Origin of the sequence: Halorussus aquaticus, assembly GCF_024218795.1 — an archaeon.
GTDB classification, from domain to species: Archaea; Halobacteriota; Halobacteria; order Halobacteriales; family Haladaptataceae; genus Halorussus; species Halorussus aquaticus.
Map to the genome: position 1 here is coordinate 332,806 of NZ_CP100401.1, position 24,978 is coordinate 357,783.

Sequence of the window (24,978 nt, forward strand, 5' to 3'; positions counted from 1 at the left end):
AGGACCGGGTCGTCGCTCGCCTCGGCGATTGCAGACGACGCGCTTACGGCGTCGATTCCGAAACCATTAGCCTTCGCCGTCCGAACTCCGGGTAATGAGCGACCTTCTCGTGCGCGCCGCCCGAGGCGAGCGAACCGAGCGACCACCGGTGTGGCTGATGCGACAGGCGGGTCGGTACATCCCCGAGTACCGCGAGATTCGGCAGGACTACACCTTCAGAGAGGCCATCTCGACGCCCGAGGTGGCCGAGCGCATCACGCTCCTGCCGTGGGACATCTTCGAACCCGACGGACTCGTGATGTTCTCGGACATCCTGACCGTCCTCGAACCGCTGGGACTGGACTACCACATCGAGAGCGGCGTGGGTCCCGTCATCGAGAACCCCGTGACCCGACCCGCCGAGGTGCCGGACAACCACACCGACGTACGCGAGGAACTCGACTACGTCGGCGCGCTGCTCGAACGACTCCAGCGGAGCGTCGGCGACCGGACCAGCATCATCGGCTTCACCGGCGGTCCGTTCACCCTCGCGGCCTACGCCGTCGCGGGCCAACCCGCGGGCAAGAAGCAGAAGCCCATCCGGCGGTTCCGCGTCGAGTACCCCGAGGCGTTCCGGAGCCTGCTCGAACGGTTCACCGACGTCGTGGTCGAGTACGTCGAGTATCAGGTCGAGGCGGGCGCGGACGTGATTCAGTTGTTCGACACCTACGCCGGACTCCTGACGCCCGACGACTACCGGGAGTTCGTGCAACCGCTCCACCGGCGCATCTTCGAGGCCATCGACGTGCCCTCCATCGCCTTCGTGCGCAACCCCGGCGGGTCGCTCGACCTGCTGGCGGACTCGGGCGCGGACGCGGTCAGCCTCGACTGGACGGTGGACATGCGTCGCGCCCGCGAGCAGTTGGGCGACGTGCCGGTGCAGGGCAACCTCGACCCGTCGTACCTGCTCGGCGACGAGGAGTTCGTCCGCGAGAAGACCGCGGAGGTCATCGAGAAGGCCGGACCCGAGGGTCACATCCTGAATCTGGGCCACGGCATCGACCGCGAGACGCCGGTCGAGAACGCGAAGGCGTTCGTCGAGACCGCGAAGGAGTGGGAGTGGGAGTAGAGAGACGAACTCGCCAGCGACCGACCGTCACCGGAGCGCGTACAACACGCCGTTTCGACCGCTTTCCGGACTGTTCTCGGTCGCGACGAACACCGTCTGGCCGACCGCCGCGATTCCTCGAACTGCACTCCCCGCGTCGAACGACCACCGCTCTCGCCCGTCGAGCGTGAACCCGAGGAGTCGGTTCCGCGCGTCGCCCGGCGTGTCGGGGTCGTCAGACGTGCCCGCGAGGACGGTCTCGCCGCCGACCGCGACTGCAGTCACCCAGTCGCCGGTCTCGAAGCGCCAGCGTTCGGTCCCCGCCGAAAGCGAGTGTGCGACCAGCGCGTGGTATCGCCGACCGTCCTCTCCGAGACGGAGCGACGAGAAACACCGACTGCGGCGGACCGCGGGCGACCCGACGACGACGGGGGCGTCGTCGTCCGAGGCCTCGACCGCGCTCCACCGTCGCTCGCCCGAGTCGGCGTCGAACGCCGAGAGCGCGCCGTTATCGGGAGCTTGGCGGTAGCTTTCCGACCCGACGAGGACGCGGCCCCCGACGACGACCGGGCGGGACGTGAAACCCGAAATCTCGGCTCGCCAGTCTGTCGGCGGCGTACTGCCGGTCAGTACGTCGCTGACTCGTCGCGAACGGTACCGACAGAGGTCGTAGGTGTCCGTTGCGAACAACGCCCCGTCGGCGACTGCAGGGTAGGTCCGGGGGCCGCCGTTTCCGGACCAACGCACCCGACCCGAGTCGGCGTCTATCACCGTGAAGTCGGGATTCCCGCCAGCGAACACCGTCCCGTCGGCGACGGCGATACCATCGACTTCACCGACTGAAGAGCGCCAGCGTCGCTCGCCCGTCGCCGCGTCGAGGGCGGTGAGACCGGTCGATTCGCCCGAGTGTGCCCCGGCGTAGAGCGTCCCCCGTCGGAGCGCCAGCGTCGCGCCGCCGACGCCCGCAGTCCACTCGACGCGGCCCGCTTCGCGGTGGACCGACGCGACGCCCTGCCCGCCAGCGTGAATCTCGCCGCCGACGTAGACTCGCTCTGGACCGACGACGACGGAACTGGGTTTCTCGACCGGACGGGCTTGCCACGCGACTTCCGGGTCGGTCGGCGGTTCGGCGTGGGGATTCGCGGCGCGATTCCGGAGGTCGTAGTGGTCTCGGGGCCACGTGCCGAACGAGGGCGTCAACGACTCGACGGGACCGATGCCGACGAGCGTGCTCGCACCGCCGAGGGCGGCGGCGCCGACGCCGGACGCGAGGAGGTGGCGACGAGAGCAGTCGGAGGGCATCGTTCGGCGTGAGACGGAACGACGGGAAAGAACCTCCGGTTAGGCGACAGGAACGGGTGAAAATATCATCGTATCTCGTCCGCCAGCGACTCGGCCTCCCGAATCCGACTGGGGACGCCCATCCGCGCGGTGTAGTTGGTCGCCAGTCGAACGTTCTCCGGGAGGTCGATACGCTCGACGGCGTCCCACGAGGTGTCGTAGGCCGGGAACCCGCGTCGGAGGACGTTCACGGCCACGACCTCTGCCTCGGCACCCGTCACCCGCTCGAACTCGGCGGCCGCAATCTCGCCCATTCGGTCCTCGCTCTCGTCCAGTATCTCGGGGTCGTGCATCCCGCCGAGGAAGGCCGTGCAGACCTCCCGGTCGAACATGCTCGCGTTCCACGAGACGCCGAGCGTCCGGAGGTCCTCGTCGAACCCGACCTGATAACCGAGCGCCGGGTCCACGCCCGCCGCGTCGAAGTCCGTCCGGAGGGAGACCATGGCGAGCGGGTTGTAGTTCAGTTCGCGGAGCGCCGCGGCCGAGTCGGGCGCGAGGTCCGCCACGAGGTCGGCGGTGAGGTCCGCGGGCGTGGTCAGGACCACGCGGTCGAACGACTCGGACCCGTCGGGCGTCTCCAGCGCGACGGTCCCGTCGTCGGTCTCGGCGACCCTCGTCACGGGCGTTCCGAGTCGAATCGAGTCGGCGTGGGCCTCCGCGAGCGCCTCCGGGAGTCGCTGAAGTCCGTCGTCGAACGAGATGGCGGGCGGCGTGTCGCGTCCGCCCGCGGTGCGGTGGATGGCGGCCTTCAGGAGACTCCCGTGGCGCGCTTCGAGTTTCACGAGGCCCGAGAGCGCGTGTCCCACCGGCATCTCGGCGGGGTCCGACCCGTAGATGCCGCCAAACAGCGGGCCGAGCAGGTTCCGGTAGGTCTCCGCGCCGAACTTGCGGGTGAACATCTCGGCCGCGCTCTCGTCGGGGTCCGCGGGGTCGGTGAAGGGTTCGGCGAGGACCGTCCGCTTTGCCTCGGCCGACAGCAGGTCGGTCGTCCCGAACTCCTCGACTGAGAAGGGCGCCGGCCGGAGTTCGCCGTCGGCGTAGACGCAGATGGGGAGGTCTGGGTCCGCGGTGCGGACCGCCGACTCCAGTCCGAGGTCCCGAATCAGACCGTCGATGCGGTCGGTGCGCCGGACCCGCTGGGGACCCCATTCGAGCAGGTGGCCGTCTACGCGCTCGCTGCGGACCACACCGCCGGGGTCGGGCGCGGCCTCGAACAGAGTGAAATCGGCGTCGCGCCGGTCGAGATAGTGAGCCAGCGCGAGACCGGTGATACCCCCGCCGACGATGCCAACCGACTGCTCGTCCGTCTTCATATCCGTTCGACCGGCGCGTTGAGACACATCGCGTCGGGCGAGTCGGAACACTGGCACTGCCGGAACTGGTAGTAGCCGGGGTCGAAGTCGCCGACGAACGGTTCGACCAAGTCGCCGAGGACGTCGCGGAAGCGGTCGTCGTCGTGGGGCACCGGGACCCGGTAGAAGTCGAGACCGAGTTCCTCGGCCTCCTCGCGGAGTTCGTCGTCGAGTTCCGAGAGCGTCTCGCTCTGCTCGTGCATGAAGCTTATCGGTTCGACGACGATGCGCTCGATGTCACCGGACTCGCCGATTTCCTCGACCAGTTCCTCCACGTCGGGTTCGGTCCACGGGATGTCCCGGTTCTCGTGGTTCTGGTAGCCCAGCGAGTAGGATTCGACGCCGAGCTTTCGGCCGACGACCTCGCAGAACTCCTCGACGTAGGTGTCGTACCTGCTCCCCTCGTCGAGGTAGTGGCGCGGCGTGCCGTGGGCCGAGTAGACGAGTTCGGTGTTCTCGTCGGTCAGGTCCAGTCCGTGGGCCTCGGTGAACCGGCGGACGTTCTCGGCGCGAATCTCGTTGTAGAGCGGGTGGCGGTGCCAGCCCGTGATTTCGGCGACCGGCACGTCCCAGTCGCGCTCCGCGGTCTCGTCCTTGAGTTCTTCGAGCGCGGCCACGGTCGTCGAGGCACCGCAGAGCGGGTAGACCGGCAGTCCGACCAACTGGTCCACGCCGTCCCCGCGGGCGGCCTCGACCGCGTCGCCGATGAACGGTTCGGTGAACTGCATGCCGACGTAGGTCTCGACGTCGTAGCCGCGGGCGTCGAGTTCCTCCCCCAGCGCGTCGGCCTGCGCCTCTGCCTGCGGGTTCAGCGGGGAGCCGCCGATCTCCTCGTACTCCTCGATGAGACCGGGCGCGCGGCGCTCTGCGAGCTGTCGGGCGCGCTCGCGGGCCTCCTCCTCGGTGTCGGCCTCCTCCAGCGACGCGTTGTTCAGGAAGATGCGTTCCAGATACGCGACGACGTTCTCGCGAGTCGGTTCCGACGGCTCACCGAAGTTGAGCAGGACGACTCCTGTAGACATAGTCGGGCCTTAGGACAGTGTGATGTAATAGCTGTCGCTTGCGGGGCACGTCGCCGCTGGCGCGACGTATCAGTTTTAACACCCCCGAGTGCAACGGACGACGTAGAACGTCGAATGACGCTTTCGTCTATCATCGCCGACGTACGGGGGAACGAACGCACGCTGACGGTGTACGACCCGACCAACCCGGACGACGTCTCGGAGTTGGAGCGCCACTTCGAGGTCCAGAACGTCGAGGTGAACGAGGCCACGGTTCCCGAGGGGCCGGAGAACTTCGTCGTCCTGCAGGACGACGGGGAGTTCCTCGCGGCCGCCGACCTCGATACCCTCCGTCGAGCGGTCACGTTCGAGAGCGGACTCGTCGAGGCGGACGATTTCGGCACGACGCAGGTCCCCGAGATACTCAAGCACGTGGACGACACCACGTTCACCGCCTACGGGAAGCGTCGGATGATTCTGGCCTCGCGCGAAATCGAGGAGCGGGCGTGGCGGACGGGCGGCGGCGAACTCCACGCCGGGTTCCAGCGCCTGTCGCTGTTCCGCGACCAGTGGGACCTCTACACTCGCATCGCCGACCGGGGCGTCCACGTCCACGCGTACGGTCTCCCCGACTGGGAACCGCCGGAGACGGGGTGGCTGACGGTCCACGACGAGGACGCGGCCGAGGTCCGGGACTCGTGGTTCGTGGTCTTCGAATCGGGCGACGCCAGCGACTGCGCGCTCCTCGCCGAAGAGCGCGAACCGAACGAGTTCGCCGGGTTCTGGACCTACGACGACGCCGTCCTCGGAGACGTGCTGGGCCACCTGCGGTCGGCGTACTCGTAACGCTCGGGAGACCTCCGGAGCGGTACGTCCCAGAACGTACGGGTCGGAAGTGGGATTCAAGGGCCAACGGGCCGTCTACGTTTCCGTGACCACCGAAAATCGAGACGGCGAAGACCGACTCGTCGGCGAGCGCCGCGACGACGAGATAGACCGACTGTTCGGGTCGCTGCCGACCGTGCGGGTGTCTCGGCTTCCCGACGACGAGGAGTGAGGCGAAACGGGCGGACGGCGGAGATACCGCGGCGACCCCGGGACTGCGGCGTCGCCGGGACTCCATCGTCGCCGAGTCCGGTCGCTCAGTCGTCCTCGACTCGACGGTCTTCGAGGTCCGACCCCGCGCCCGACGACCGGACCCGGGGCACGACGGCCCAGAGGAGTTCGGTGCTCAGCCAGAGCAGCGCGACGACTCCGAACAGGACCGACGCGAACAGTTCGGGGAAGCCCATCCACGCCGGAGTGACGTACATCAGACCGTTGAGGTACTTGCCCGGAATCAGGTTCTTCAGGAGGATCCAGAACTGCTCGTCGAGCGGCGGCGTCCGAGTCTCGACACCGGCCCGTCGGGCGCTCTCCCCGCCCGAACTCTCGTCGCCCGTACCGAGGCGCTCGGCCTCGTAGGGGAACGCCACGTCCACGCTCCAGACGACCTCCCCCTGCCGGTTCACCTCGAAGACGCGGTTGCCGTTCGAGTCCGTTATCAGGGTGTTGCCGTTCGGCAGGCGGTCGGCGTCGCGGGGCCACTGCATCCGGGCGTCGCGCCACGTCCACGACTTCTCCCACGTCCCGTTCTCGCGCTGGTACTCGATGACCCGGTTGTTCTCGGAGTCGCCGACCACCACCGCCGGACCGCCCGACGACGCGTCGATGTAGTCGGGGTTGTGCTGCTCGTAGAGGGTGTCGTAGTCGTCCTCGTTGCCGAGGGTCCAGTTCTCCACGAGACCGCTGGTCCGGTTCAGGAAGACCACCCGGTCGTGGTTCCGGAGACTCGCCATGACCCGGCCGTCGGAGAGCAGTTCCACGTCGTTGACGTGGGTCCAATCTTCCGGGTAAGGACCGCCGGTCGCCTCGGGCGAGAAGGCCTCGGTGGCGTTCCACGTCCACCCGATGCGGCCGGTCTCGGCGTTCACGACGAACACCCGGTCGAGGTAGATGTCGGCCACCAACAGGTGGGTGTCGTTGATGCGGTCCACGTCGTGGTACCGGGTCTCGGGTTTCCCGGGCGTCACCTGCGACCAGACCGGGGTGACCTCGCCGGTCGTGAGGTTCACCCGTTCGTATCCGTTTCTGGTGCAGGCGCCCACGTCGCTGTGGGCGGCGTAGTACTCGTCCCACGTCTCGCGGTCCACGGCGTACTCGGAGGCGTTCCAGTCGTCGGGACACTCCGACGCCGTGAGGTGGTCCGAGTAGCCGTACTCGACGGTCGCTTCCGTGCCGGGGACGGGGTCCACGTCCCAGTAGCGCGTGTGCGAGTCGTCGTAGTGGAGGATGGACCCGTTTGGCGCGAGCGCCAGCAGTTCGGCCCGCGCTCGCGGTCCCTCGCCGCGGCTACCGAGCCACGAGTTCGAGTCGGTCGCGACCACGGTGATTCCGTCGCTCTGCGGGGCGACGCGGGCGTCTGGGTCCGTGGGACCGCTTCCGTCGAGGTGGTCCTCGACGGTCCCGTCGGCCGAGTTTATCGCGTACCCGGACCCGACGGTGAGGGCCGTGACAGCCAGCACGACGGCGAAAACTACGCGGAGGCGGCGTTTTCGAGTCACTACAGGTTTGGCAACGAACACGCATTTAATCTTTACCGTAGCGAGGCCGGGGCAGACCCGGGCGTGCGGCGTCCTCGTGACGGAGAAGTCGGAGACGCGGACCATCCGACGATGAATGGTTCTCCCGTCGATAGGTCGGTGGGAACTACGTTCGGGTGCGAGAGCCGATTACCGGACGTGCGGTTCGAACACGTCGGCCCGGAGAGTCTCGTGGACGTGTTCGAGGAGGTTCCGCAGGTTCTCGGCGTCCTCGCGGTTGTACTTCACGAGTCGGTCGAGCGCCGCGTCGTCCTCGTCGCGGTCGTAGCGGTGCCAGAGCCGGACCGCCTCGCGGCCGTCCACGTCGTCGTCGTCCCGGTCGATGCCGACTCCCTTCTCGACGTTTTTGAGACCGCCCGAGAGACCGACCTGCTTGCAGGTGTACATCAAGTCGAGGTGGGGCGTGGTCACGTCGAGGTCGAAGTTGTCTTCGAGGAAGGGTTGGTCGAACCGCTTGCCGTTGAACGAGACCAGCACGCTCGACTCCGCGAACTCCTCGCGGAGCGCCTCCGCGGTGAGGTCTCTCCCCTGCACGTAGGTCCGGGTCTCGTCGCCGCGGTGGAGACTGACCGTGGTCACGTCGTGGCGCGCGCTGTCGAGGCCGGTGGTCTCGATGTCGAAGAAGCAGGCGTCGTCGGCGAAGTTGCCGTAGGTCCGCCAGAGGCTCCCGCTCGGCAGTCGCTCGCCGAAGAAGGAGGCGTCTCCGGCGTCGAGGCTCTCGCGGGCGGCGTCGATGAACTCCCGGACGTACTCGGTGGTCTTGGGGCCGAGAAGGCCGTCTTCGAAGTCGTCCCAGTGCGTGACGCCCTGCTGCCAGAGTTTCCGCTCGGTCTGCTCGCCCACCCGACGCGCGCCGATGAACGAGTTCTGGAGTTTCATTAGTGGGCCGCATTAGTGGGAGGGGTCTTAGTCGGGTGGGTTTTCCGCCGACGGACTCCCGACGAATCCGACCGAGGGCAGGTCGGGGGCGCTCGGTACCCACGACTCGGCGTCTCACTCCACGAACTCGATGTCTCTGTCGCATATCGGACACGAGTGGACGCCCGCGCTCTCGTCCAAGTCGGATTTCCGCCCGGTCCACCCGCAGTCGGGACAGAGAACGGTGTCGTCTGCCATGGTCGTCCGTTCTTAGGGCTGATACAAAAGCGTGGGGCAGCGAAGTCGCGGAAATCGTCCGGCCACCGGTTGGCAGAGGAAGCGTTCGGCGACAGACCGAGGAGAAACGTGTCCAGCGACGAACCGGGAGAAACGCCCCGGTTTCACTCCAGCAGGTCGCGGTACGCCGGGTGGACCCACGCGTACTCGACGTCGGTCAGGCCCTCGCGGACGTCCTCGTTGCGTGCGAGCGTCTCTGCCTCGTGCTGGCGGACGCCCTCGGCGTCGTAGGGAATCGCCGACGCGAACACGCCCTCGTAGTGGTAGACCACGCGCTCGCCCCCGTCTTCCAGTCCGACGAGCGAGTACGCTCCGTTGGCCCGGCGCAGGACGTTCGCGGCTTTCACGTACACGTCGGTCCCGCCCTGCTCCCGGGCGATAGCCTCGCAGAGTTCGTCGAACCGTTCCGTCCTCCCACTGGACGCGACCGAACTTGCCATGTGAGCCTAATGGGCGGACACCGCTAAAGGGGTGAGCCAAGCGCGGTGAAACTGAAAGTAGTCGTCGGGACCGGACATGTTCGTCCCGCAAGTCCCGGAACTGGTCAGTTTCGTACGAACACGTAGTTTGATAACGATTCAGCATAAGGTACGATTGCAGACCTGGCTGCGTGTCAGTGTCTGACGTCCTGGGCTGGTATCCCATCATCACTACCCCCAAACTGGATTTCCGCGGTCCGAGTCCACGAGACGGTTCATCGGTAGAGAGGCGTCCGGACGCCGGATTCTGTCGCTGGCCGAAGCACACATCCCTCCGGCAGACGTACTGGCCCTGTGTTTCCCGACGAGATAGAGACAGCGCGCCTGCGACTCGTCCGTCTCTGCCGCGAGAACGTCTCGACGACGGAACTCTACCGGCACATGCGCGCCGGTGCGCCCCACATGAGCGAGGTCAGCGAGTACGCGATGTGGGACCCCCACGAGACGCCGAAGGACACCGACGACTTCCTCAGCGACACCGAGCGACAGTGGGACGACTACGAACAGGCCACCTACGCTATCTTTCTGCACCCGGAGGAGTCGAGCGACGACGACGAGCGCCTCGCTGGCACGACCAACCTCCACTTCGACTGGGAGCGCCGCTCGGCGGAGTTGGGTATCTGGCTCCGCAAGCCCTTCTGGGGCCGGGGGTACTCCGGCGAGCGCGCGGCGGCGATGCTGGAACTGGCCTTCGACCGACTCGACCTCGAACTCGTCGGCGCGTCCCATCAGGACGGCAACGTCAACTCCCGGCGCGCCATCGAGAAGTACGTCGAGCGATTCGGCGGCCAGTACGACGGCGTCCTCCGCAACTTCGTCCCGCAGGGCGGCGAGGTTCGGGACCTCCACCGCTACACCGTCTCGCAGGAGCAGTACCGGGACGCGACGGCGGACGAGACGTGAGCGGTAGCGGGTGACGAGTACCGCGGCGCTCAGAACGTGAGACCGTGCTGTTCGGTGACGTGGTGGGCCGCGGTGCCCCAGATGTAGTTCTCGCCCGGCCACCACGTCCGGGCGTTGTTGAACCCGCCGACAAGCACGCCCGCGTCCGGGTCGTCGGGGTCGGGGTGGTAGTTGACCGACCCGCTGTCGCCGTCGGCGAACCCCGACTCCCGGCCCCACTTGAGTTGTCCCTGCTTGCAAATGGCCCCGTACGCGCAGGTGAGACCGTCCACCGCTTGAATCTTCCCGGTGGTGTGGCCGGTCTTGACGCCCCGCTTTTCGAGCGGTTCGCCCGCGGCCTTCAGGTCCGCGAGACCGACCTTGGTGAACTGGCCGAGAACCCGACCCGGCGACCCCTCGTGAATCCGGTGGAGCGGGCGGTAGTCCGACGCCGGTCGGGCGCAGACGACGTCCGACTTGGGGTATCCGGACCGGACCTCGCCGATTCGCGTCCGTCCGCCGTCGAGCAGGTAGAGCGGTTTACCGCGGTTGTCGGTACCGCCGAAGACGTGGTTGGCGGTGGCGAAGTACAGCGACCCGTCGGTCGGGTCGGTCATGGCGGGCGCGAGGGTCCCGTAGAGGTCGTCGCTGGCGACCGCGACGCTCCCCGGAATACCCTCCTCGACCGACGGCGACGCCGACCCGCTCGGTCCGGCGTCGAGGTCCGTGTCGCGGTCCGTCGCCGGTTCGACGCGACGGACCTCGACCGGCGTCTCCTCGACGCGCTCGGGCACCTCGCCGCGGGCCTCCTCCGCGGTGACCTCGACGCGAATCTCCGCGTTCGCGCCGCCGTACTCTCCCGGCGACACCGCCGAGTTCGCCACGGCGTCGTGGTGTATCACGTCGAGGTTCCGGTGGGCCGCCAGCGCCGACCGGAAGTCGTCGTACCAGTCGGCCGGAACCGTCTTGCGCCGGGGTCGAAACGCCCCGTCGTCTCCCCGCGTCAGACCGTAAACCACCGGTACCTCGTCTCGACTCGCCGCGCGTACGTCCTCGGCCGTAAGAAGGCCCGCCGAGAGCGCGCCGAAGCCCAGACCGGCCAGCGTGTCCACGAACCGACGCCGCCCCATCGTGGTCACCGATTCGTCGTGGACCGCGCTAGTCCGGTGTGTCGTGTCGTCCCCCCCCATTTCCCCGCACACCTGTACGCCGGACTTTCACTTGAAACTGCTTGCCCGCGATACGGGAGCGACCGTTAGTACAAGCCCGACGAGAGGTCGTGGAAACGCCGAGCGCGAACGCCGACGCGGGGACAGTGCAGTCGGATTGGGAGTCGCCCCGGTCAGGTCGGACCGAGAACCGCGTCGGTTTCGACCCGGGTCACGGCGTCGAACGAGCAGACCGCGTCGATGTCCGACTGCTCGACTTCGACCAGCAGACGGCCGAACTGGAGTTCGCGGACGAGTTCCCCGCCGAGCGATTCGACGGACGCCGCGACGGCCTCCGCCGACGCGTCCTCCGCGACGGACAGCACCAGACGGACCGTCTCGCCGGGTATCGGGTCCCGGCGAAGCGACCGGACGGTGTGACTGAGGTAGGTCATGTATCGGCGTTTAGAGCGGTTCCCACGTCCGCGGCGAGTCGTTCAGGCGCTCGCACCCCGACTCGGTGACGGCCACGAGGTCTTCGATGCGGACGCCGAACTCGCCCGGCAGGTAGACGCCGGGTTCGACGCTGAACACCATCCCCGGTTCCAACTCGGTCTCGTTGCCCGCGACGATGTACGGGTCCTCGTGGACGTCGAGACCGACGCCGTGGCCCGTCCGATGGACGAACTCGTCGCCGTAGCCCGCGTCCTCGATGACTTCGCGCGCCGCGCGGTCGATTTCCTCGGCGGGGACGCCGGGTTCCACGGCGTCGATTGCGGCCTGTTGGGCCTCGCGGACGACTTCGTGTACTTCGGCGTAGCCCTCGGGCGGGTCGCCCGCGAACACGACCGTCCGGGTCTGGTCGCCGGGGTAGCCGTCTACGTACGCGCCGAAGTCGAGGACGACCGGGTCGCCCGGCCGAATCTCGCGGTCCTCGTGGCGGTGGTGCGGTTTCGCGCCGTTCGGTCCGGACCCGGCGATGGTGCCGAACGCGACCTCATCGCCCCCCGCCGCGGCGAGTCGGCGCTCGATTTCGTCGGCGAGTTCCGTCTCGGTCATCCCGATGGCGTCCTCGCCCAACCGTCGAATCTCGACGCTGACCCGGTCGGCGAGTTCACCGGCGTCTCGGAGCGCCGCGAGTTCGGTCTCGTCCTTCCGCATCCGGAGGTCGTCGAACACCTCGCTGGCGAGACCGAAGTCGGCGTCGGGGAGCGTCTCGCGGAGGTCCTGCGTGAACAGCGCCCACATCGTGTCGTCCACGAGGAGTCGGCCGCCCCGGAGGTCGAACTCCGCGGCGAGGTCGGCCACGAGTTCCGTCGGGTCCTCGCCGTCGGACCAGAGTCGCACGTCCTCGACCCACGACGCGTCTCGAATCTGTTCGTCGTACATCTCGGGCGCGACGAACGCGGGGTCGCCGTCGCCCGGAATCACGAGAAACAGGTGGCGCTCGGCCGGTTCCTCCCGGAATCCCGAGGCGTAGAAGAGGTTGGTACTCGGGAACAGGACGGCCGCGTCCGCGCCGACCTCGGCGAGTCGCTCCTGACATCGCCGGGTCCGGTCCTCGAATTCGTTCATGTCCGTTGATTGCTCGGGGCGTGGTTTAAAGATATTGAGCGCACGGCCGGAACCGGAGACCGGGACGCTCGCTCGGCGGGGTCAACTAAGTACGATGCCGTGGTACGGGCCCCGTGGTCCGGGACCAAGTGGCCGATTTCTCGGTCGAGTATGTGCAAGCACTGGACGAGGAGGGCGACCTCGACGCGGCGCAGGCCCCCGACGTGGACGACGACCAACTGGTGGAGATGTACAGACTCATGCGTCTCTCCCGCCGGGCCGACGAGCGCGCCATCGCGCTCCAGCGCCGGGGCGAGTCCGGGACCTACGCACCGGCCATCGGACAGGAGGCCGCGCAGGTCGGGTCGGCCATCGCGATGGCCCCCGACGAGTGGATGGTACCGTCGTTCCGCGAGAGCGCGGCGTTCCTCACGCGGGGCGCGCCGGTCCACCGCCTGCTGTGGTACGCCATGGGGATGGAGGAGGGCGCGGAGGTCGCCGACGCCAACTTCCCGCCCGCGATTCCCGTTGGGACCCAACCGCTCCACGCCGCCGGTATCGGATGGGGCCACGAAATCGCCGGAGAGCGGAAGGCGGCGCTGACCTACTTCGGAGACGGCGCGACCAGCGAGGGCGACGTGTACGAGGCGATGAACGTCTCCGGCGCGCTGGACGCCCACGCGGTGTTCTTCTGCCAGAACAACCAGTGGGCCATCTCGACGCCGCGCGAGACCCAGACCCGGGCCGAGACGCTGGCACAGAAGGCGGTCGCGGCGGGAATCGAGGGCGTGCAGGTGGACGGCAACGACGTGCTGGGGGTCCTCTCTGTCGCGAGGGACGCCCTCGAGTCCGCGCGCGAGGGCGACCCCGTGTTCGTGGAGGCGCTGACCTTCCGGCGGTCGATGCACACCACCAGCGACGACCCTAGCGTCTACCGGACCGAGGAACAGGAGAGCGAGTGGGACACCCGCGACCCCGTCGTCAGGTTCGAGGCGTACCTCCGGAACGAGGGCCTGCTGGACGACGACCGGGTGGACCGGATTACCGACGAAATCGAGGAGTTGCTCGCCGACGAGATAGACCGAGCGAAGGCGGGCCGGGAGCAGGTCGTGCCCGCGGAGATGTTCGACCACGTGTTCGCCGAGACCCCGCCTGAACTCCGGCGACAGCGGGAGGCGTTCGAGCGCGAACAGGGCGACGGCGAGGTGGCGACCGCCGAGGAGGGGATGAGCGGCGAGGAGCGCGCGGGCGGCGGGGAGGTGTCCGGGCGCGGCGACGTCCGCGAGGACAGGGAGACGTCGGAGGACTCCGAGGACGAGGAGGTGTCCGACCGTGGCGAATGAACTCCGACTCGTGGAGGCGATTCGACAGGCCCTCCGCGAGGAGATGGCCCGCGACGAGTCAGTGGTCGTCTACGGCGAGGACGTGGGCGTCAGCGGCGGGGTGTTCCGGGCGACGCAGGAGTTGCAGGAGGAGTTCCCCGAGCAGGTGTACGACGCGCCGCTGGCGGAGGCCGCCATCCTCGGGATGGGCGTCGGTCTCGGCGCGACCGGGTTCACGCCCGTCCCGGAGATTCAGTTCGCTAGCTTCGCCTATCAGGGGTTCCACCAACTCGTCCAGCACGCCTCGCGGATGCGGAGTCGAACTCGGGGGACGCTGGGCGTGCCGATGACCGTCCGGATGCCCTACGGAGGCGGCATCCGGGCGCTGGAACTCCACTCCGAGAGCTTCGAAGCGGGGTTCGCCCACGTGCCGGGACTGAAGACGGTCGTGCCCTCGAACCCGTCCGACGCGAAGGGTCTGCTGACCGCGGCGATTCGAGACCCCGACCCCGTGATGTTCCTCGAATCGACGAGTCGCTACCGGGCCTCCCGGGAGTCGGTCCCCGAGGGCGAACACACGGTTCCGCTCGGTGAAGCCGAGGTCGTCCGCGAGGGCGCAGACGTGACCGTGGTCGCGTGGGGTGCGATGCTCCACGAAGCGATGAGCGCGGTGGAGGACGCGGAGGTGGACGCCGAGGTCATCGACCTCCGAACCGTCTCCCCGATGGACTCGGCGACGATACTGGAGTCGGTCAGGAAGACCGGCCGGTGCGTCGTCGTCCACGAGGCCCCGCGGACCGGCGGTCTCGGGGCCGAAATTATCGCCCGCATCAACGACGACGCGCTCTACCACCTCGAAGCGCCGGTCGAGCGCGTGACGGGCTACGACGTGCCGTTTCCGATGTTCGCCCGCGAGGAGGCCTACCGCCCCGACGAGGAGCGAATCCGGCGCGGCATCGAGCGCGCGCTGTCGGCGTGACGGACGTGGAATCGATAGCGTCGAACCGACGATTGCAGAATCGGTATCGTCGGACCGCCGGGGCTAGTACTGCTCGGCTTCCAGTTCTTCGAGGTGCTGTTCGAGTTCGGGGTACTGCTCCACATCGACGAACCCGTAGTCGCCGCCACCGTAGAAACTCTCGGGGAGTTCGCGCTCGACCAGCATCGTCTCCGGGTCGGCATCGACGTGATTCACTTTGTTCAGCGGGACGACGCGGACCTCGTCGGTGCCGTCGAGGCAGACCACGCTTCGCTCGCGGAACAGCACCGCGTCGAACTCCAGCGCGTCGTACTCGTCTACCGTGTACACCGTCGGGCGGGCAGGTGCCATACGTCCCGAAGTAGCGGCTCCGTATTAAAATCAGGTGGAGGTGACGTACTACTGTGTGAGTGAGTTCGGACTGCACCGAACCGTAACGGCCACACCGTAACCCGTGTTTTCGGGGACGAAACGGTGGGTTTCGTTCCGACGCGTCGCGGTAACCTCCCGGTTCGGGAGACCGCATAGTTCTCATATAAGTCACATCAAATGGCCACGCAGGGTTTATCTACCACACCGCCTTACTAACAGACTCATGACGGGGCCAATCCGCCAGCGGGAGCGGGACCAAGAGACCGAACGGGAGGAAGAGTCCGAGGAATCGCAGACCTGTCCGGAGTGTGAGGCCGGAACGTTAGTCGCGGACGCTGGCGGAAGCGAGTTGGTGTGCGAGGATTGCGGATTGGTCGTCGAGGAGCGTAACGTGGACCGCGGTCCGGAGTGGCGAGCGTTCAACCATCAGGAGCGCCAGAGCAAGAGTCGAGTCGGTGCGCCCACGACCAACACGATGCACGACAAGGGTCTGACGACCACCATCGACTGGAAGAACAAGGACGCCTACGGCCGGTCGCTCTCCTCGGAGAAGCGGAGTCAGATGCACCGACTCCGGAAGTGGCAGGAGCGCATCCGGACGAAGGACGCGGGCGAGCGGAACCTCCAGTTCGCGCTGAGCGAACTCAACCGGATGGCCTCGGCGCTCGGGGTTCCCCGTTCCGTACAGGAAGTCGCGTCGGTCATCTACCGGCGCGCGCTCAAGGAGGACCTGATTCGGGGGCGCTCCATCGAGGGCGTCGCCACGAGCGCGCTCTACGCCGCCTGCCGGAAGGAGGGCATCCCGCGCTCGCTGGAGGAAGTCTCGGAGGTTGCCCGCGTGGACCGCAAGGAAATCGGTCGGACGTATCGGTACGTCTCCCAGGAACTCGAACTCGGGATGCAACCGGTAGACCCCAAGAAGTACGTCCCGCGGTTCTGCTCGGACCTCGACCTGAGCGAGGAAGTCGAGAGCAAGGCCAACGAGATAGTCGACGTGACCGCCGAGAAGGGCCTGCTCTCGGGCAAGTCGCCGACCGGATACGCGGCCGCCGCGATCTACGCCGCCTCGCTGCTCTGCAACGAGAAGAAGACCCAGCGCGAAGTCGCCGACGTCGCGCAGGTCACCGAAGTCACCATCCGAAATCGGTATCAGGAGCAGATCAAGGCCATCGGACTTTACAACTGAGCGACCGAACGATACGCGTAACCGGATTCGCGCCGGGGACGACCATGGAAAAGGAAATCGGACGGCGGTTCGAGCGACGATTGGACGAGGAGTTCGGCGGCGACGCCGGAACCCGCCGAGTAGTCGCGCGGCAGGCCCGCGACCTCGCCGACTCGGGACAGTTCGAGACCGACGTGGGACGGCGACTGACCGCGCCCGTCGTCGTCGAGAATCTCCGCGACGCGCCCGACGACCTCTCGCTCGCCGAGAAGTGGAACTGGTGGATGGGTGCGCTCGAACTCGCCTACGGCGGATACGACCGCTTTCGAGTCGTGCGGTGGGCGGGCGGACGGAAGTGAGCGAGCGAAGCATCGACGCCAACGGTACGAGTAGTCCCTCGCAGTCATGCGGACAACCAACCCGTCGCCGCGAGATACGCGAGGTAGAACTGAATCGCGTTGAACGCTCCGTGGACGAGCGCCGGAACCACGAGGTTGTCGGTCCGCTCGTAGGTGACGCCCAGAATCGGCGAGAGGACGAGCAGCACCGCGAGGTACGCGATTTTTCCCGCGCCCCGTAAGGAGAAGACGTGGACCACCGCGAAGACGAAACTCGCCGCGGCGATGGCGACCCACGGTCCGAACGCCTCGCGGAGGCGGCCCTGCACGACGCCGCGGTAGAGCAGTTCCTCGCCGGGACCGATGAACAGGAACGAGAGCGGCACGAGCAGGAGGAACACTCGGGGGTCGCGTTCGCCGAACTCCGTGACCGCGTTCGACGCCGACTCGACGCCGAACGCGGAGAACAGCACGGAGAGCGCCACGAGACCGGCGAACAGCGCCACGAGACCGCCGACCGACCACGCGAGGTCCCGGAGGGTCGGGACCCGGGCCGAGACGAAGTCGAATCCGCGGTCGGTGTACGCCAGATAACCGAGCGCGAACGTGCCGAACGCGACGCCCTGTCCCATCACCACCGAGACGCCGAGCAACAGCGCCGGACGCTCCATCAGGGCCACGCCGACCTGAATCAACGCTAACGCGGTCACGCCGACGACCACCACCGCGAACCCGTAGCCGCCGACCCCCAGCAACGCCGCCGCGAGCAGGGTGCGCCCGGGCGAGACCGGCGACGACGAATCGTCGGCCCGTACTCGTTCCATTTCGGGTGGCGTACGACCCGCAGTCACTTGAAAGTCGCTCGCACGGCGTCGGCGGGCGTCGTCGGACCGCGGCGGTACCGAGGGCGGGTCCCGCGAGTGCGCTCGACCTCGAAGGTCTGTAGCAGGACGACCAGTCGGCCGTCAGCGAGCGTCGCGCGGAGCACCGGCCCGCGACTCGTGGCGGTCACGTAGGGCGGGGCCGCGACCGGCGGTGCCGAGAGCGACTCGCCGGTCGCGCGCACCGCGTCCGCGAGTACGTCGGGCAAGCGGGTCCACGCTCCCGCGGACTCGAGTCCGGCCCGGAGCGGACCCGCGACCGCGGCGGGGTCGGTAGTCCAGTCGTCGCCCCACGTCTCTGCCACCGCGTCGGCGCACCGCAGGACGGTCTCGACGGTCCGCGAGTGGGATTCGAGGACGCGTTCGCGGGCGAGGGTGGCGGGTCCGGTCACGGATACGTGTCGCTGTTCGGACGCTGGCGCATAAACCTCGGGGGAAAAGCCTACAAGTGAGGGGCCGAACCGTGAGGATAGAGATGGAACAGATGATCCCACTATTCGGACCCGTTCCCGGCGGGATGGAGATGATGGTAATTCTCCTCATCGCCGTCCTGCTGTTCGGCGCGAACAAGATACCGAAACTCGCCCGTTCGACCGGCGAAGCGATGGGCGAATTCAAGAAAGGACGTCAGGAAATCGAAGACGAACTCCAGAACGCGGCCGACCCCGAGACCGACCCCGAGGTCGGCGGGGCCGAGACCGACGCGAACGTCGAAACCGACACCTCGGAAGCGTAGACGATTTCACACGCCGACGCGTAACGCCGACGGTTCACTTTTCGCGGCGCTCGTAACCAGTTTCAGTTGCTTCCCCTCCCGAATCGACCCCGAGGTTAAGGGGCTTCGGTACCCACGTACGAGTACATGAGTAGCGAGGAACTTCAGGACACCAACACCGAGGAGCGCTTCGAGTTCAAGAAAGAGGAGAGCGCGGCGGTGAGGTCCGGGAAGGGGCTGACGGAGGAGGTCGTCAACCTCATCAGCGACGACAAGGACGAACCCGACTGGATGCGCGAGCGCCGCCTCCGTGCGCTCGAACACTACCAGAACATGCCCCTGCCGACCGACTGGCCCGGGCAACCCGACCTCACCCAACTCGATATCGAGGAGATCGTCCCGTACATCCGCCCCGACGTGGATAAACGCGAAGGCGCGGATAGCTGGGACGACCTCCCCGAGGACATCCAAGACACCTTCGAGAAACTCGGCATTCCGGAAGCCGAGCGCAAGGCCCTCTCCGGGGTCGGCGCGCAGTACGAGTCGGAGGTCGTCTACCAGAACATGCAGGAGCAGTGGGAGGAGAAGGGCGTCGTGTTCTGCAACATGGACGAGGCGGTCCGCGAACACGAAGACCTCGTCAAAGAGCACTTCATGACCTCCTGCGTCCCCCCGAGCGACAACAAGTTCGCCGCGCTCCACGGCGCAGTCTGGAGTGGCGGCAGCTTCGTCTACGTCCCCGAGGACGTCACGGTCGAGATGCCCGTACAGGCCTACTTCCGGATGAATTCGGAAGGCATGGGCCAGTTCGAGCACACGCTTATCATCGCCGAGAAAGGCTCGGAGGTTCACTACATCGAAGGCTGCAGTGCGCCCAAGTACGGCAGCCACAACCTCCACTCCGGCGGCGTCGAAGTGTTCGTCGGCGAGGACGCGCACGTCCAGTACTCGACGGTGCAGAACTGGTCGAAGAACACCTACAACCTCAACACCAAGCGCGCGCTCGTCGAGAAGGGCGGCCGCATGGAGTGGGTCTCGGGCAGTATGGGCTCGAAAGCCACCATGCTCTACCCCTGCTCGATTCTCAAGGGCCGCGGTGCCTCTGCGAACCACATCTCCATCGCGTTCGCTGGCGAGGGCCAGAACATCGACACCGGTGCCAAGGTCTACCACAACGCGCCTCGCACCAATTCGACCATCGAGTCCAAGTCCATCAGCAAGGACGGCGGCCGCACCAACTACCGCGGTCTCGTCCAGATCTCGGAGGGCGCGACCGACTCTTCGACCAGCGTCGAATGTGACGCGCTGATGTTCGACAACGACTCCGTCTCCGACACCATGCCCTACATGGAAATCGACGAGTCCAAAGTCGACGTCGCTCACGAGGCCACCGTCGGTAAAATCGGCGACGAAGACGTCTTCTACCTCCAGAGCCGAGGGCTGGACGACGACGACGCCAAGCAGATGATCGTCTCCGGCTTCATCGAGCCCATCACCGAGGAACTCCCCATCGAATACGCCGTCGAACTGAATCGTCTCATCGAGTTGGAGATGGAAGGCAGTCTGGGATAGCCTCGGACGCTCCTCGGTTCGGTTTCCGTTCGCGCTCTTTCTCGCTACTGTCGTCAGTTTCCGCACTGCTGCTACTGTCGGTCTCCGGGTTTCTCCGCCGCGAGGTCCCGCAGATAGCCGGACCTTACGAGACGGGTCTGGCGACGGAGGGCGACCGACGGAATGCGATAGCCGTTTAAGTGAGAAAGAAAATTGTCGGGTATGACCGGTGACTCCGTCGGGGGCGACGGCGACCGCGACGGGTCAGTCGGCATCGACGAAGTTCTCAGTCTCCTCAGCGACCGCTACCGACGACACGCGCTCGCGTGTCTCGACGGCCTTCCCGCGCCCGTCACGCTCGAAGGACTCACCGACCAAGTCGCGGGTCGGGAGTTCCAGCAACCGCCCGACAAGGTGTCGATGATAAAGCGGACCCAGATAGCCACCGCGCTCCACCACACCCACCTCCCGAAACTCGAAGAGGTGGGAATCATCGTCTACGACAGCGACGAGGGGAAGGTGACCGAGATTAGCATCGAACCGCCGCTCACGGGCTTCCTCGACAAGATTCGCCGACACGAAGGATAGCCCGCGCGGCGGAGCGAACAGGTGGCTCCGGTAACAGAGACCGAACGGGAACTCACTCCTCGGTCTGTTCTTCTTCGCCGTCGATGGTGATTTCGGTCGGTTCGTTCGCTACCTCCTGCCACTCCCCGGACTCACCGCCGCGCTGAGACCCGAGGACGTAGCCGATGGCGAACGTCAGTGCGAGCAGCGCGAGCGTTGCGAGCGGCGACCGACCGCCGTCTGACTGCGTGCGTTCCTGCATATCGTATCCGACGGGCGACGGGGACTTTGTGGTTGCGGCGTGCGCGACGGGGTCCGAATCGGTGTTACTGTCGTGACGGTTCCGGGTCGGGCCAGTAGTATCACCGAGCGCACGGCGTCGGTCGCGTCAGTAGCCCGTCGCGTTGCCGTCCTTCCGGGGTTCGGTCGCGCCCGAGAGGACCGGGTCGTCGCCGCCGAGACCTTCGACGCGGGTTATCTGGGCACCGCCGAACATCACCGGCGGGAGGACGCGCACGTCGTGGCCCTTCCGGGCGAGTTTCGACTGGGTCGCGCCGTCGAGGCGGCCCTCGACCGCGAGTTCGCCCGACTCGCGGTAGCGCCAGCGCGGGTGGTCGAGCGCGGCCTGCAGGGGCATGTCGTAGTCCACGATGTTCGAGACGACCTGCACGTGACCCTGCGGTTGCATGTACCCGCCCATCACGCCGAACGCGGCCCAGTCGTCCTCGCCGAACTTGGCGAGGCCGGGAATCAGGGTGTGGAACGGTCGCTTGCCCGGTTCGAGGCTGTTGGGGTGGTCGGGGTCCAGCGAGAACGACGCGCCGCGGTTCTGGAGCGCGATGCCGGTGTCGCCCGCGACGAGTCCCGACCCGAACCCGGCGAACCGGGAGTTGATGAACGAGACCAGATTCCCCTCATCGTCGGCGACGGTCAGGAGGACGGTGTCGGCGTCCTCCGCGTGGGAGTCGGGGACGCCGAACGACACGTCGTCGTCCGCCGTCTCGCCGATGCCCTCGGCGCGCTTCGCGGCCCACTCGTCGGACGCGAGCGGCGGAATCTCCTCGTACTCGGGGTCGGTGATGTAGCGGTGGCCGTCGTGGAACGCCCGCTTCGTCGCTTCCGCGAAGTAGTGGATGCGCTCGGGCGAGTCGAGCGGGTGGTCGCCAGCGCCGATTTCCTCGGCGACGTTGAGGGCTTCGAGCGCGACGAGACCCTGATTGTTCGGCGGGAGTTCGTATATCTCCGCGCCGTTGTACGTCGTGGAGACCGGGTCGACGAACTCCGGTTCGAAGGCCGCGAGGTCCTCGACGGTCATGAATCCGCCCTTGGCCTGCACCTCCTCGGCTATCTTCTCCGCGATTTCGCCCTCGTACACAGCGTCCGCGCCCTGCTCGGCGATGGTCCGCATCGACTCGCCGAGGCGCGGGAGGCGCATGGTCTCGCCCGTCTCCGGTGCGCGACCGTCTTTCAGATACGCCTCACGGGCGTGGTCGTCGGTGAAGAGGTCCTCCGCGCCGGTCCAGTGGGAGGCGATGATCTCCGAGACGGGGTAGCCCTCGGTCGCGTACTCGATGGCCGGTTCGAGCGCGTCCGCGAGCGTCAGGTTCCCCAGTCGCTGCACGGTCGCCTCCCACCCTCGGGCGGTGCCCGGGACCGTGACCGCGTGCGGCCCGAGGAAGGGCATTCCGGCCTCGTCCGGGGAGTCGGTCGCGTAGCCGCGGGATTCGGGGTAGTAGTCGCCAGCGTTCGCGTCGGCCTCCAGCGCGGCGCGGACGTTCTCGATGGTCGCGTCCGCGGGCGCACCGCCGCACGACCGCATCGCGCCCACCTCGCCGTCGGCGGTCCGGTAGAGCGCGAACACGTCGCCGCCGAGGCCCGTGCTCGTCGGTTCGACCACGTTGAGCGCGGCGGCGGTCGCTACCGCGGCGTCGAAGGCGTTACCGCCCTCGCGCAGCGACCGAACCCCCGCCTCGGCGGCGAGGGGTTGGCTCGTGGCGACGAGACCGTTCGGGGCGTAGACTGTCGAGCGACGCGAACTGAATCGGTCGGGGTCCGGGTCGGTCATGGGAGGGGATTCCGTAGCAGGGTTGAAAAACGACAGGGAAGGGGCAGGGCGGACGGCGAACGGCGAGGGAGAACTGAGACGGAGCGCGCGCCGAACCGCCGCGCGGAGGGCGGGCAGGAGCGGCGGTCACGGCAACAGCGCGTCTCGAATCTCGGACGTGCGCTCCAGATTCTCGGCCGCGAGCAGGTACATCGCGTACGCCTCGGCGTGGGGGTACTCGGACTCGAACTGCGGATTCACGCCCAGCGGCCAGTCGCCGATGGCTATCTCCTCGCGGGGCCGCGCGGCGAGTTCCCGCGTAATCGGGTCGTCGGCGTCGGCCAGCAGTCGGCGGAGTCGGTCGGTCGCCTCCCGTTTCGTCCGGGCCGCCAGCGCCATGCCGACGCCGCCGTCAGCGAACGCCGAATCGAGTCGCTCCATCGCCGAGGTGAACCCCCGGGCGTGCTGGAGTGCCTTCGCGTGTTCGACCGCGGCGAGAGCGAGCAGTCCAGACCGCAGGCGGCCCGTGGGCGGACGGGCGCCCGCCGAGGAGTAGCCGTTGTTGAACAGCTCGTTGGTGGCCCGCTCGCGGGGACCCTCGCCGCCGTCGTCGGGAAAGTAGCGCTCGATGGCGGTCGTCCGGTCGAGCAGGAGACCGTCGATGCGGTCGGCGAACTCGCGCCGCGTCCGGTCGAGGTGGGGTTCGAGGTCCGTGATGCGACCCGCGTCGGCGACGTTCGAGCGATGGGCGTGGTAGACGGCCTTCGCGTCGCTTAGCCACCGCCTGCCCTGAGCGAGGCTTCGGATGGCCTCCACGACCCCGCGCTGGTGGATATCGCTCTCGTCGGCGTCCTCACCGGGCACGTTGTCGGCCTTCAACCGGGCGGAGTGTATCGCGCGCTCGGTCCGGTAGCAGTAGGCGAGTCCGCGCCGGGGGTCTGCAACCTCGTAGGACGTCGACGCGACGAAGTCGTCTATCTCCCCGAGGAGGCGCTTCGAGCGCCGCCGGAGCGTTCCGAGGTCGTACGCCTCCGAGATGGCCTTCGCGGCCGCCAGCGACCACGCCGCGCGGTTCACACCGTACCGGAGCGCCGAGAGCGCGTCGGTGGTCGGGTCGGCCCCCTCCGTCTCGGCCAGTTGCTCGCGGCCGATTTCGAGGCTGCTTTCGAGGCCCCGGTCGAACTCCTCCTGCTCGGAATCGACGTCCGACTCGTCGACGTTCTCCCACGCCGCCGCGGCGCGGTCGACGACCTCCCGGAGGTGGGCACGCGACGATTCGAGGGCTTCGGGCGCGACCGGAAGCGAGGTGTCTACCTCCGGGACCGACCGGCGTTTGGTTCGTTCTTCGAGTATCGGCGCGGGGAGGATGTCCGGAGGGAGGAAACGGTAGCCTGCCACCGACGCGGCGGTTCCCCCCACGGCGAACCCGCCGAGGAGGGTTCTGCGGGAGAGTTCGGAGGGCATGATGGAGCGGTGTCGAATTTTCGAGGGGCGGAGAAATGTCTTGTGGGAGAGGAGCGAGCAGTCCTCAGCTACGCACGACACCCTCCGGCCCTCTGTGCAGATACTCCCGGCCGCCCTTCTCGACCTGTAGTTCGCCCTCCTCCACGACGACCTCTCCGCCGACTACCGTGTGTGTCGGCAGGGCGGTCAGTTCCCGGCCGTGGAACGTCGAGTAACGCGGTTCCATGGTGTGGTAGAAGTCGTCGTCCACTACGGCGGACTTTTCGAGGTCAACGACCACCATGTCGGCGTCCGACTCCTCGACCAGCGCGCCCTTCCGGGGGTAGAGATCCCACGGACGTGCGGGTCGACGGACCCGGGAATCAGGTAGTCGCCCCCGGCGTCGATTGTCCGGTCGGCGTCGAGGAGGATGCGGTCGGAGCCGACCGCGACGGTTTCACCGTCTTCGACAGCGACGCCCCGTGTACGGTTCCGCTCGGGGTGACGACACGGAGATTGTCGTGTTCATAAATACCAATACCCACGAGGTGGCGAAGCTTAGAGTCATTTCGTTCCTCACGGAGTTCGACTGTCCGCGAAGGAGCAGAAACGAGAGCCATCGAGACCGCACTCGCCCCCGAACGTGACGGCTCGGGACAACGTTTATGCGACGGCGAGATATATGTTACCATCTATCATGAGCATCGACGACACCTCGTCTCCCCGCGACTATCCGACGGAGGAAATCTCGCTGTCGGTGAACGGCGAGAGAGTCGCCGCCGAGGTCGAACCTCGGCACAAGCTATCGGACTTCCTCAGGGACGCACAGGGGCTTCGAGGCGTCCGAGTCGGGTGCGGTGTGTCCGGCTTCCGGCGTGCGAGTTCTGCTCCGAACCGGAGCGAGTGACGCGCGACGGAGGCGGTCGCCTTTCCGACGACCGGGGCCGGTCGAGACGGGCA

At 67.3% G+C, this 24,978-nt stretch carries 27 protein-coding genes and 2 pseudogenes; 12 read left to right on the forward strand and 17 right to left on the reverse strand.

Going from position 1 to position 24,978, the window contains the following annotated elements; all coding sequences use genetic code 11:
* The first annotated feature begins 94 nt into the window (after window positions 1-94).
* Window positions 95-1,108, forward strand: coding sequence for a uroporphyrinogen decarboxylase (hemE, locus tag NGM06_RS20035; protein WP_254270180.1), 1,014 nt, complete (start codon window positions 95-97; stop codon window positions 1,106-1,108).
* Between the two features lie 27 nt (window positions 1,109-1,135).
* Here the strand turns inward: hemE and NGM06_RS20040 are convergent, their stop codons facing one another.
* The 3 genes from NGM06_RS20040 to hemH form a co-directional block, all read right to left on the reverse strand.
* A complete protein-coding gene (locus NGM06_RS20040; RefSeq protein ID WP_254270181.1) occupies window positions 1,136-2,389 on the reverse strand; it encodes an outer membrane protein assembly factor BamB family protein in 1,254 nt (417 codons plus the stop codon).
* A gap of 65 nt (window positions 2,390-2,454) precedes the next feature.
* Entirely contained in the window at window positions 2,455-3,741 is a 1,287-nt protein-coding gene (hemG, locus tag NGM06_RS20045) for a protoporphyrinogen oxidase (protein ID WP_254270182.1), read from the reverse strand.
* Window positions 3,738-4,802, reverse strand: a complete 1,065-nt coding sequence (hemH, locus tag NGM06_RS20050) for a ferrochelatase (RefSeq protein ID WP_254270183.1) — start codon at window positions 4,800-4,802, stop codon at window positions 3,738-3,740. The genes hemG and hemH overlap by 4 nt, the downstream gene beginning before the upstream one ends.
* 114 nt (window positions 4,803-4,916) lie before the next feature.
* Between hemH and NGM06_RS20055 the strand changes: the two genes are divergently transcribed.
* Window positions 4,917-5,627, forward strand: a complete 711-nt coding sequence (locus NGM06_RS20055; protein ID WP_254270184.1) for a DICT sensory domain-containing protein — start codon at window positions 4,917-4,919, stop codon at window positions 5,625-5,627.
* Window positions 5,628-5,712: 85 nt separating this feature from the next.
* Window positions 5,713-5,838, forward strand: coding sequence for a hypothetical protein (locus tag NGM06_RS24210; RefSeq protein WP_256568006.1), 126 nt, complete (start codon window positions 5,713-5,715; stop codon window positions 5,836-5,838).
* Between the two features lie 85 nt (window positions 5,839-5,923).
* On the opposite strand, the gene NGM06_RS20060 is transcribed toward NGM06_RS24210, so the two are convergent.
* The 4 genes from NGM06_RS20060 to NGM06_RS20070 form a co-directional block, all read right to left on the reverse strand.
* Window positions 5,924-7,384, reverse strand: a complete 1,461-nt coding sequence (locus NGM06_RS20060) for an aryl-sulfate sulfotransferase (protein ID WP_254270185.1) — start codon at window positions 7,382-7,384, stop codon at window positions 5,924-5,926.
* A gap of 168 nt (window positions 7,385-7,552) precedes the next feature.
* Window positions 7,553-8,302: a ribonuclease H-like domain-containing protein gene (locus NGM06_RS20065; RefSeq protein ID WP_254270186.1), complete on the reverse strand. Its 750-nt coding sequence runs from the start codon at window positions 8,300-8,302 to the stop codon at window positions 7,553-7,555.
* A 114-nt stretch (window positions 8,303-8,416) separates the two neighbouring features.
* Window positions 8,417-8,539: a hypothetical protein gene (locus NGM06_RS24215; RefSeq protein WP_256568007.1), complete on the reverse strand. Its 123-nt coding sequence runs from the start codon at window positions 8,537-8,539 to the stop codon at window positions 8,417-8,419.
* Window positions 8,540-8,682: 143 nt separating this feature from the next.
* A complete protein-coding gene (locus NGM06_RS20070; protein ID WP_254270187.1) occupies window positions 8,683-9,018 on the reverse strand; it encodes a hypothetical protein in 336 nt (111 codons plus the stop codon).
* 333 nt (window positions 9,019-9,351) lie between these two features.
* On the opposite strand from NGM06_RS20070, the gene NGM06_RS20075 reads away from it, so the two are divergent.
* Entirely contained in the window at window positions 9,352-9,960 is a 609-nt protein-coding gene (locus tag NGM06_RS20075; RefSeq protein WP_254270188.1) for a GNAT family N-acetyltransferase, read from the forward strand.
* Between the two features lie 29 nt (window positions 9,961-9,989).
* On the opposite strand, the gene NGM06_RS20080 is transcribed toward NGM06_RS20075, so the two are convergent.
* The 3 genes from NGM06_RS20080 to NGM06_RS20090 all read right to left on the reverse strand — a co-directional run bounded on the left by NGM06_RS20080 (window position 9,990) and on the right by NGM06_RS20090 (window position 12,662).
* Complete coding sequence (locus NGM06_RS20080) at window positions 9,990-11,129, reverse strand: hypothetical protein (RefSeq protein WP_254270189.1); 1,140 nt, start codon at window positions 11,127-11,129, stop codon at window positions 9,990-9,992.
* Between the two features lie 152 nt (window positions 11,130-11,281).
* A complete protein-coding gene (locus NGM06_RS20085; RefSeq protein ID WP_254270190.1) occupies window positions 11,282-11,542 on the reverse strand; it encodes a hypothetical protein in 261 nt (86 codons plus the stop codon).
* A gap of 10 nt (window positions 11,543-11,552) precedes the next feature.
* Window positions 11,553-12,662, reverse strand: a complete 1,110-nt coding sequence (locus NGM06_RS20090) for a M24 family metallopeptidase (protein ID WP_254270191.1) — start codon at window positions 12,660-12,662, stop codon at window positions 11,553-11,555.
* 113 nt (window positions 12,663-12,775) lie between these two features.
* On the opposite strand from NGM06_RS20090, the gene pdhA reads away from it, so the two are divergent.
* Complete coding sequence (gene pdhA, locus NGM06_RS20095) at window positions 12,776-13,984, forward strand: pyruvate dehydrogenase (acetyl-transferring) E1 component subunit alpha (protein WP_254270192.1); 1,209 nt, start codon at window positions 12,776-12,778, stop codon at window positions 13,982-13,984.
* Window positions 13,974-14,942 (forward strand): alpha-ketoacid dehydrogenase subunit beta, encoded by a 969-nt coding sequence (locus tag NGM06_RS20100; protein WP_254270193.1) that lies wholly within the window; start codon window positions 13,974-13,976, stop codon window positions 14,940-14,942. Before pdhA ends, NGM06_RS20100 begins: the two co-directional genes overlap by 11 nt.
* A 63-nt stretch (window positions 14,943-15,005) precedes the next feature.
* Here NGM06_RS20100 and NGM06_RS20105 read toward each other — a convergent pair whose 3' ends face one another.
* Entirely contained in the window at window positions 15,006-15,293 is a 288-nt protein-coding gene (locus NGM06_RS20105; protein ID WP_254270194.1) for a hypothetical protein, read from the reverse strand.
* A gap of 244 nt (window positions 15,294-15,537) precedes the next feature.
* On the opposite strand from NGM06_RS20105, the gene NGM06_RS20110 reads away from it, so the two are divergent.
* A complete protein-coding gene (locus tag NGM06_RS20110) occupies window positions 15,538-16,500 on the forward strand; it encodes a transcription initiation factor IIB (protein WP_254270195.1) in 963 nt (320 codons plus the stop codon).
* A 44-nt stretch (window positions 16,501-16,544) separates the two neighbouring features.
* Window positions 16,545-16,838: a WNWW family protein gene (locus NGM06_RS20115; protein WP_254270196.1), complete on the forward strand. Its 294-nt coding sequence runs from the start codon at window positions 16,545-16,547 to the stop codon at window positions 16,836-16,838.
* 44 nt (window positions 16,839-16,882) lie between these two features.
* On the opposite strand, the gene NGM06_RS20120 is transcribed toward NGM06_RS20115, so the two are convergent.
* Window positions 16,883-17,641 (reverse strand): CPBP family intramembrane glutamic endopeptidase, encoded by a 759-nt coding sequence (locus NGM06_RS20120; protein WP_254270197.1) that lies wholly within the window; start codon window positions 17,639-17,641, stop codon window positions 16,883-16,885.
* A gap of 23 nt (window positions 17,642-17,664) precedes the next feature.
* On the reverse strand, window positions 17,665-18,090 hold the full coding sequence (locus tag NGM06_RS20125; RefSeq protein ID WP_254270198.1) for a DUF7988 family protein: 426 nt from the start codon (window positions 18,088-18,090) through the stop codon (window positions 17,665-17,667).
* An 83-nt stretch (window positions 18,091-18,173) separates the two neighbouring features.
* Here NGM06_RS20125 and NGM06_RS20130 point away from each other — a divergent pair, with 83 nt between their 5' ends.
* The 3 genes from NGM06_RS20130 (at window position 18,174) to NGM06_RS20140 (ending at window position 20,552) form a co-directional block, all read left to right on the forward strand.
* On the forward strand, window positions 18,174-18,434 hold the full coding sequence (locus tag NGM06_RS20130; RefSeq protein WP_254270199.1) for a twin-arginine translocase TatA/TatE family subunit: 261 nt from the start codon (window positions 18,174-18,176) through the stop codon (window positions 18,432-18,434).
* A gap of 126 nt (window positions 18,435-18,560) precedes the next feature.
* Window positions 18,561-19,985, forward strand: a complete 1,425-nt coding sequence (gene sufB / locus NGM06_RS20135) for a Fe-S cluster assembly protein SufB (RefSeq protein ID WP_254270200.1) — start codon at window positions 18,561-18,563, stop codon at window positions 19,983-19,985.
* Between the two features lie 201 nt (window positions 19,986-20,186).
* Complete coding sequence (locus tag NGM06_RS20140) at window positions 20,187-20,552, forward strand: DUF7344 domain-containing protein (protein ID WP_254270201.1); 366 nt, start codon at window positions 20,187-20,189, stop codon at window positions 20,550-20,552.
* 52 nt (window positions 20,553-20,604) lie between these two features.
* Here the strand turns inward: NGM06_RS20140 and NGM06_RS20145 are convergent, their stop codons facing one another.
* The 4 genes and pseudogenes from NGM06_RS20145 to NGM06_RS20160 all read right to left on the reverse strand — a co-directional run.
* Entirely contained in the window at window positions 20,605-20,793 is a 189-nt protein-coding gene (locus NGM06_RS20145; protein WP_254270202.1) for a hypothetical protein, read from the reverse strand.
* 126 nt (window positions 20,794-20,919) lie between these two features.
* Window positions 20,920-22,596, reverse strand: a complete 1,677-nt coding sequence (locus tag NGM06_RS20150) for a gamma-glutamyltransferase family protein (RefSeq protein ID WP_254270203.1) — start codon at window positions 22,594-22,596, stop codon at window positions 20,920-20,922.
* Window positions 22,597-22,722: 126 nt separating this feature from the next.
* Window positions 22,723-24,039 carry a hypothetical protein gene (locus NGM06_RS20155; RefSeq protein WP_254270204.1) on the reverse strand — a complete coding sequence of 439 codons (1,317 nt, stop codon included), beginning with the start codon at window positions 24,037-24,039 and terminating at the stop codon, window positions 22,723-22,725.
* 64 nt (window positions 24,040-24,103) lie between these two features.
* Window positions 24,104-24,382 (reverse strand): annotated as a pseudogene (locus tag NGM06_RS20160) (dihydroorotase); the annotation flags it as partial.
* Window positions 24,383-24,715: 333 nt separating this feature from the next.
* On the opposite strand from NGM06_RS20160, the pseudogene NGM06_RS20165 reads away from it, so the two are divergent.
* Window positions 24,716-24,886, forward strand: a pseudogene (locus NGM06_RS20165) ((2Fe-2S)-binding protein); the annotation flags it as partial.
* Window positions 24,887-24,978: the final 92 nt, after the last annotated feature.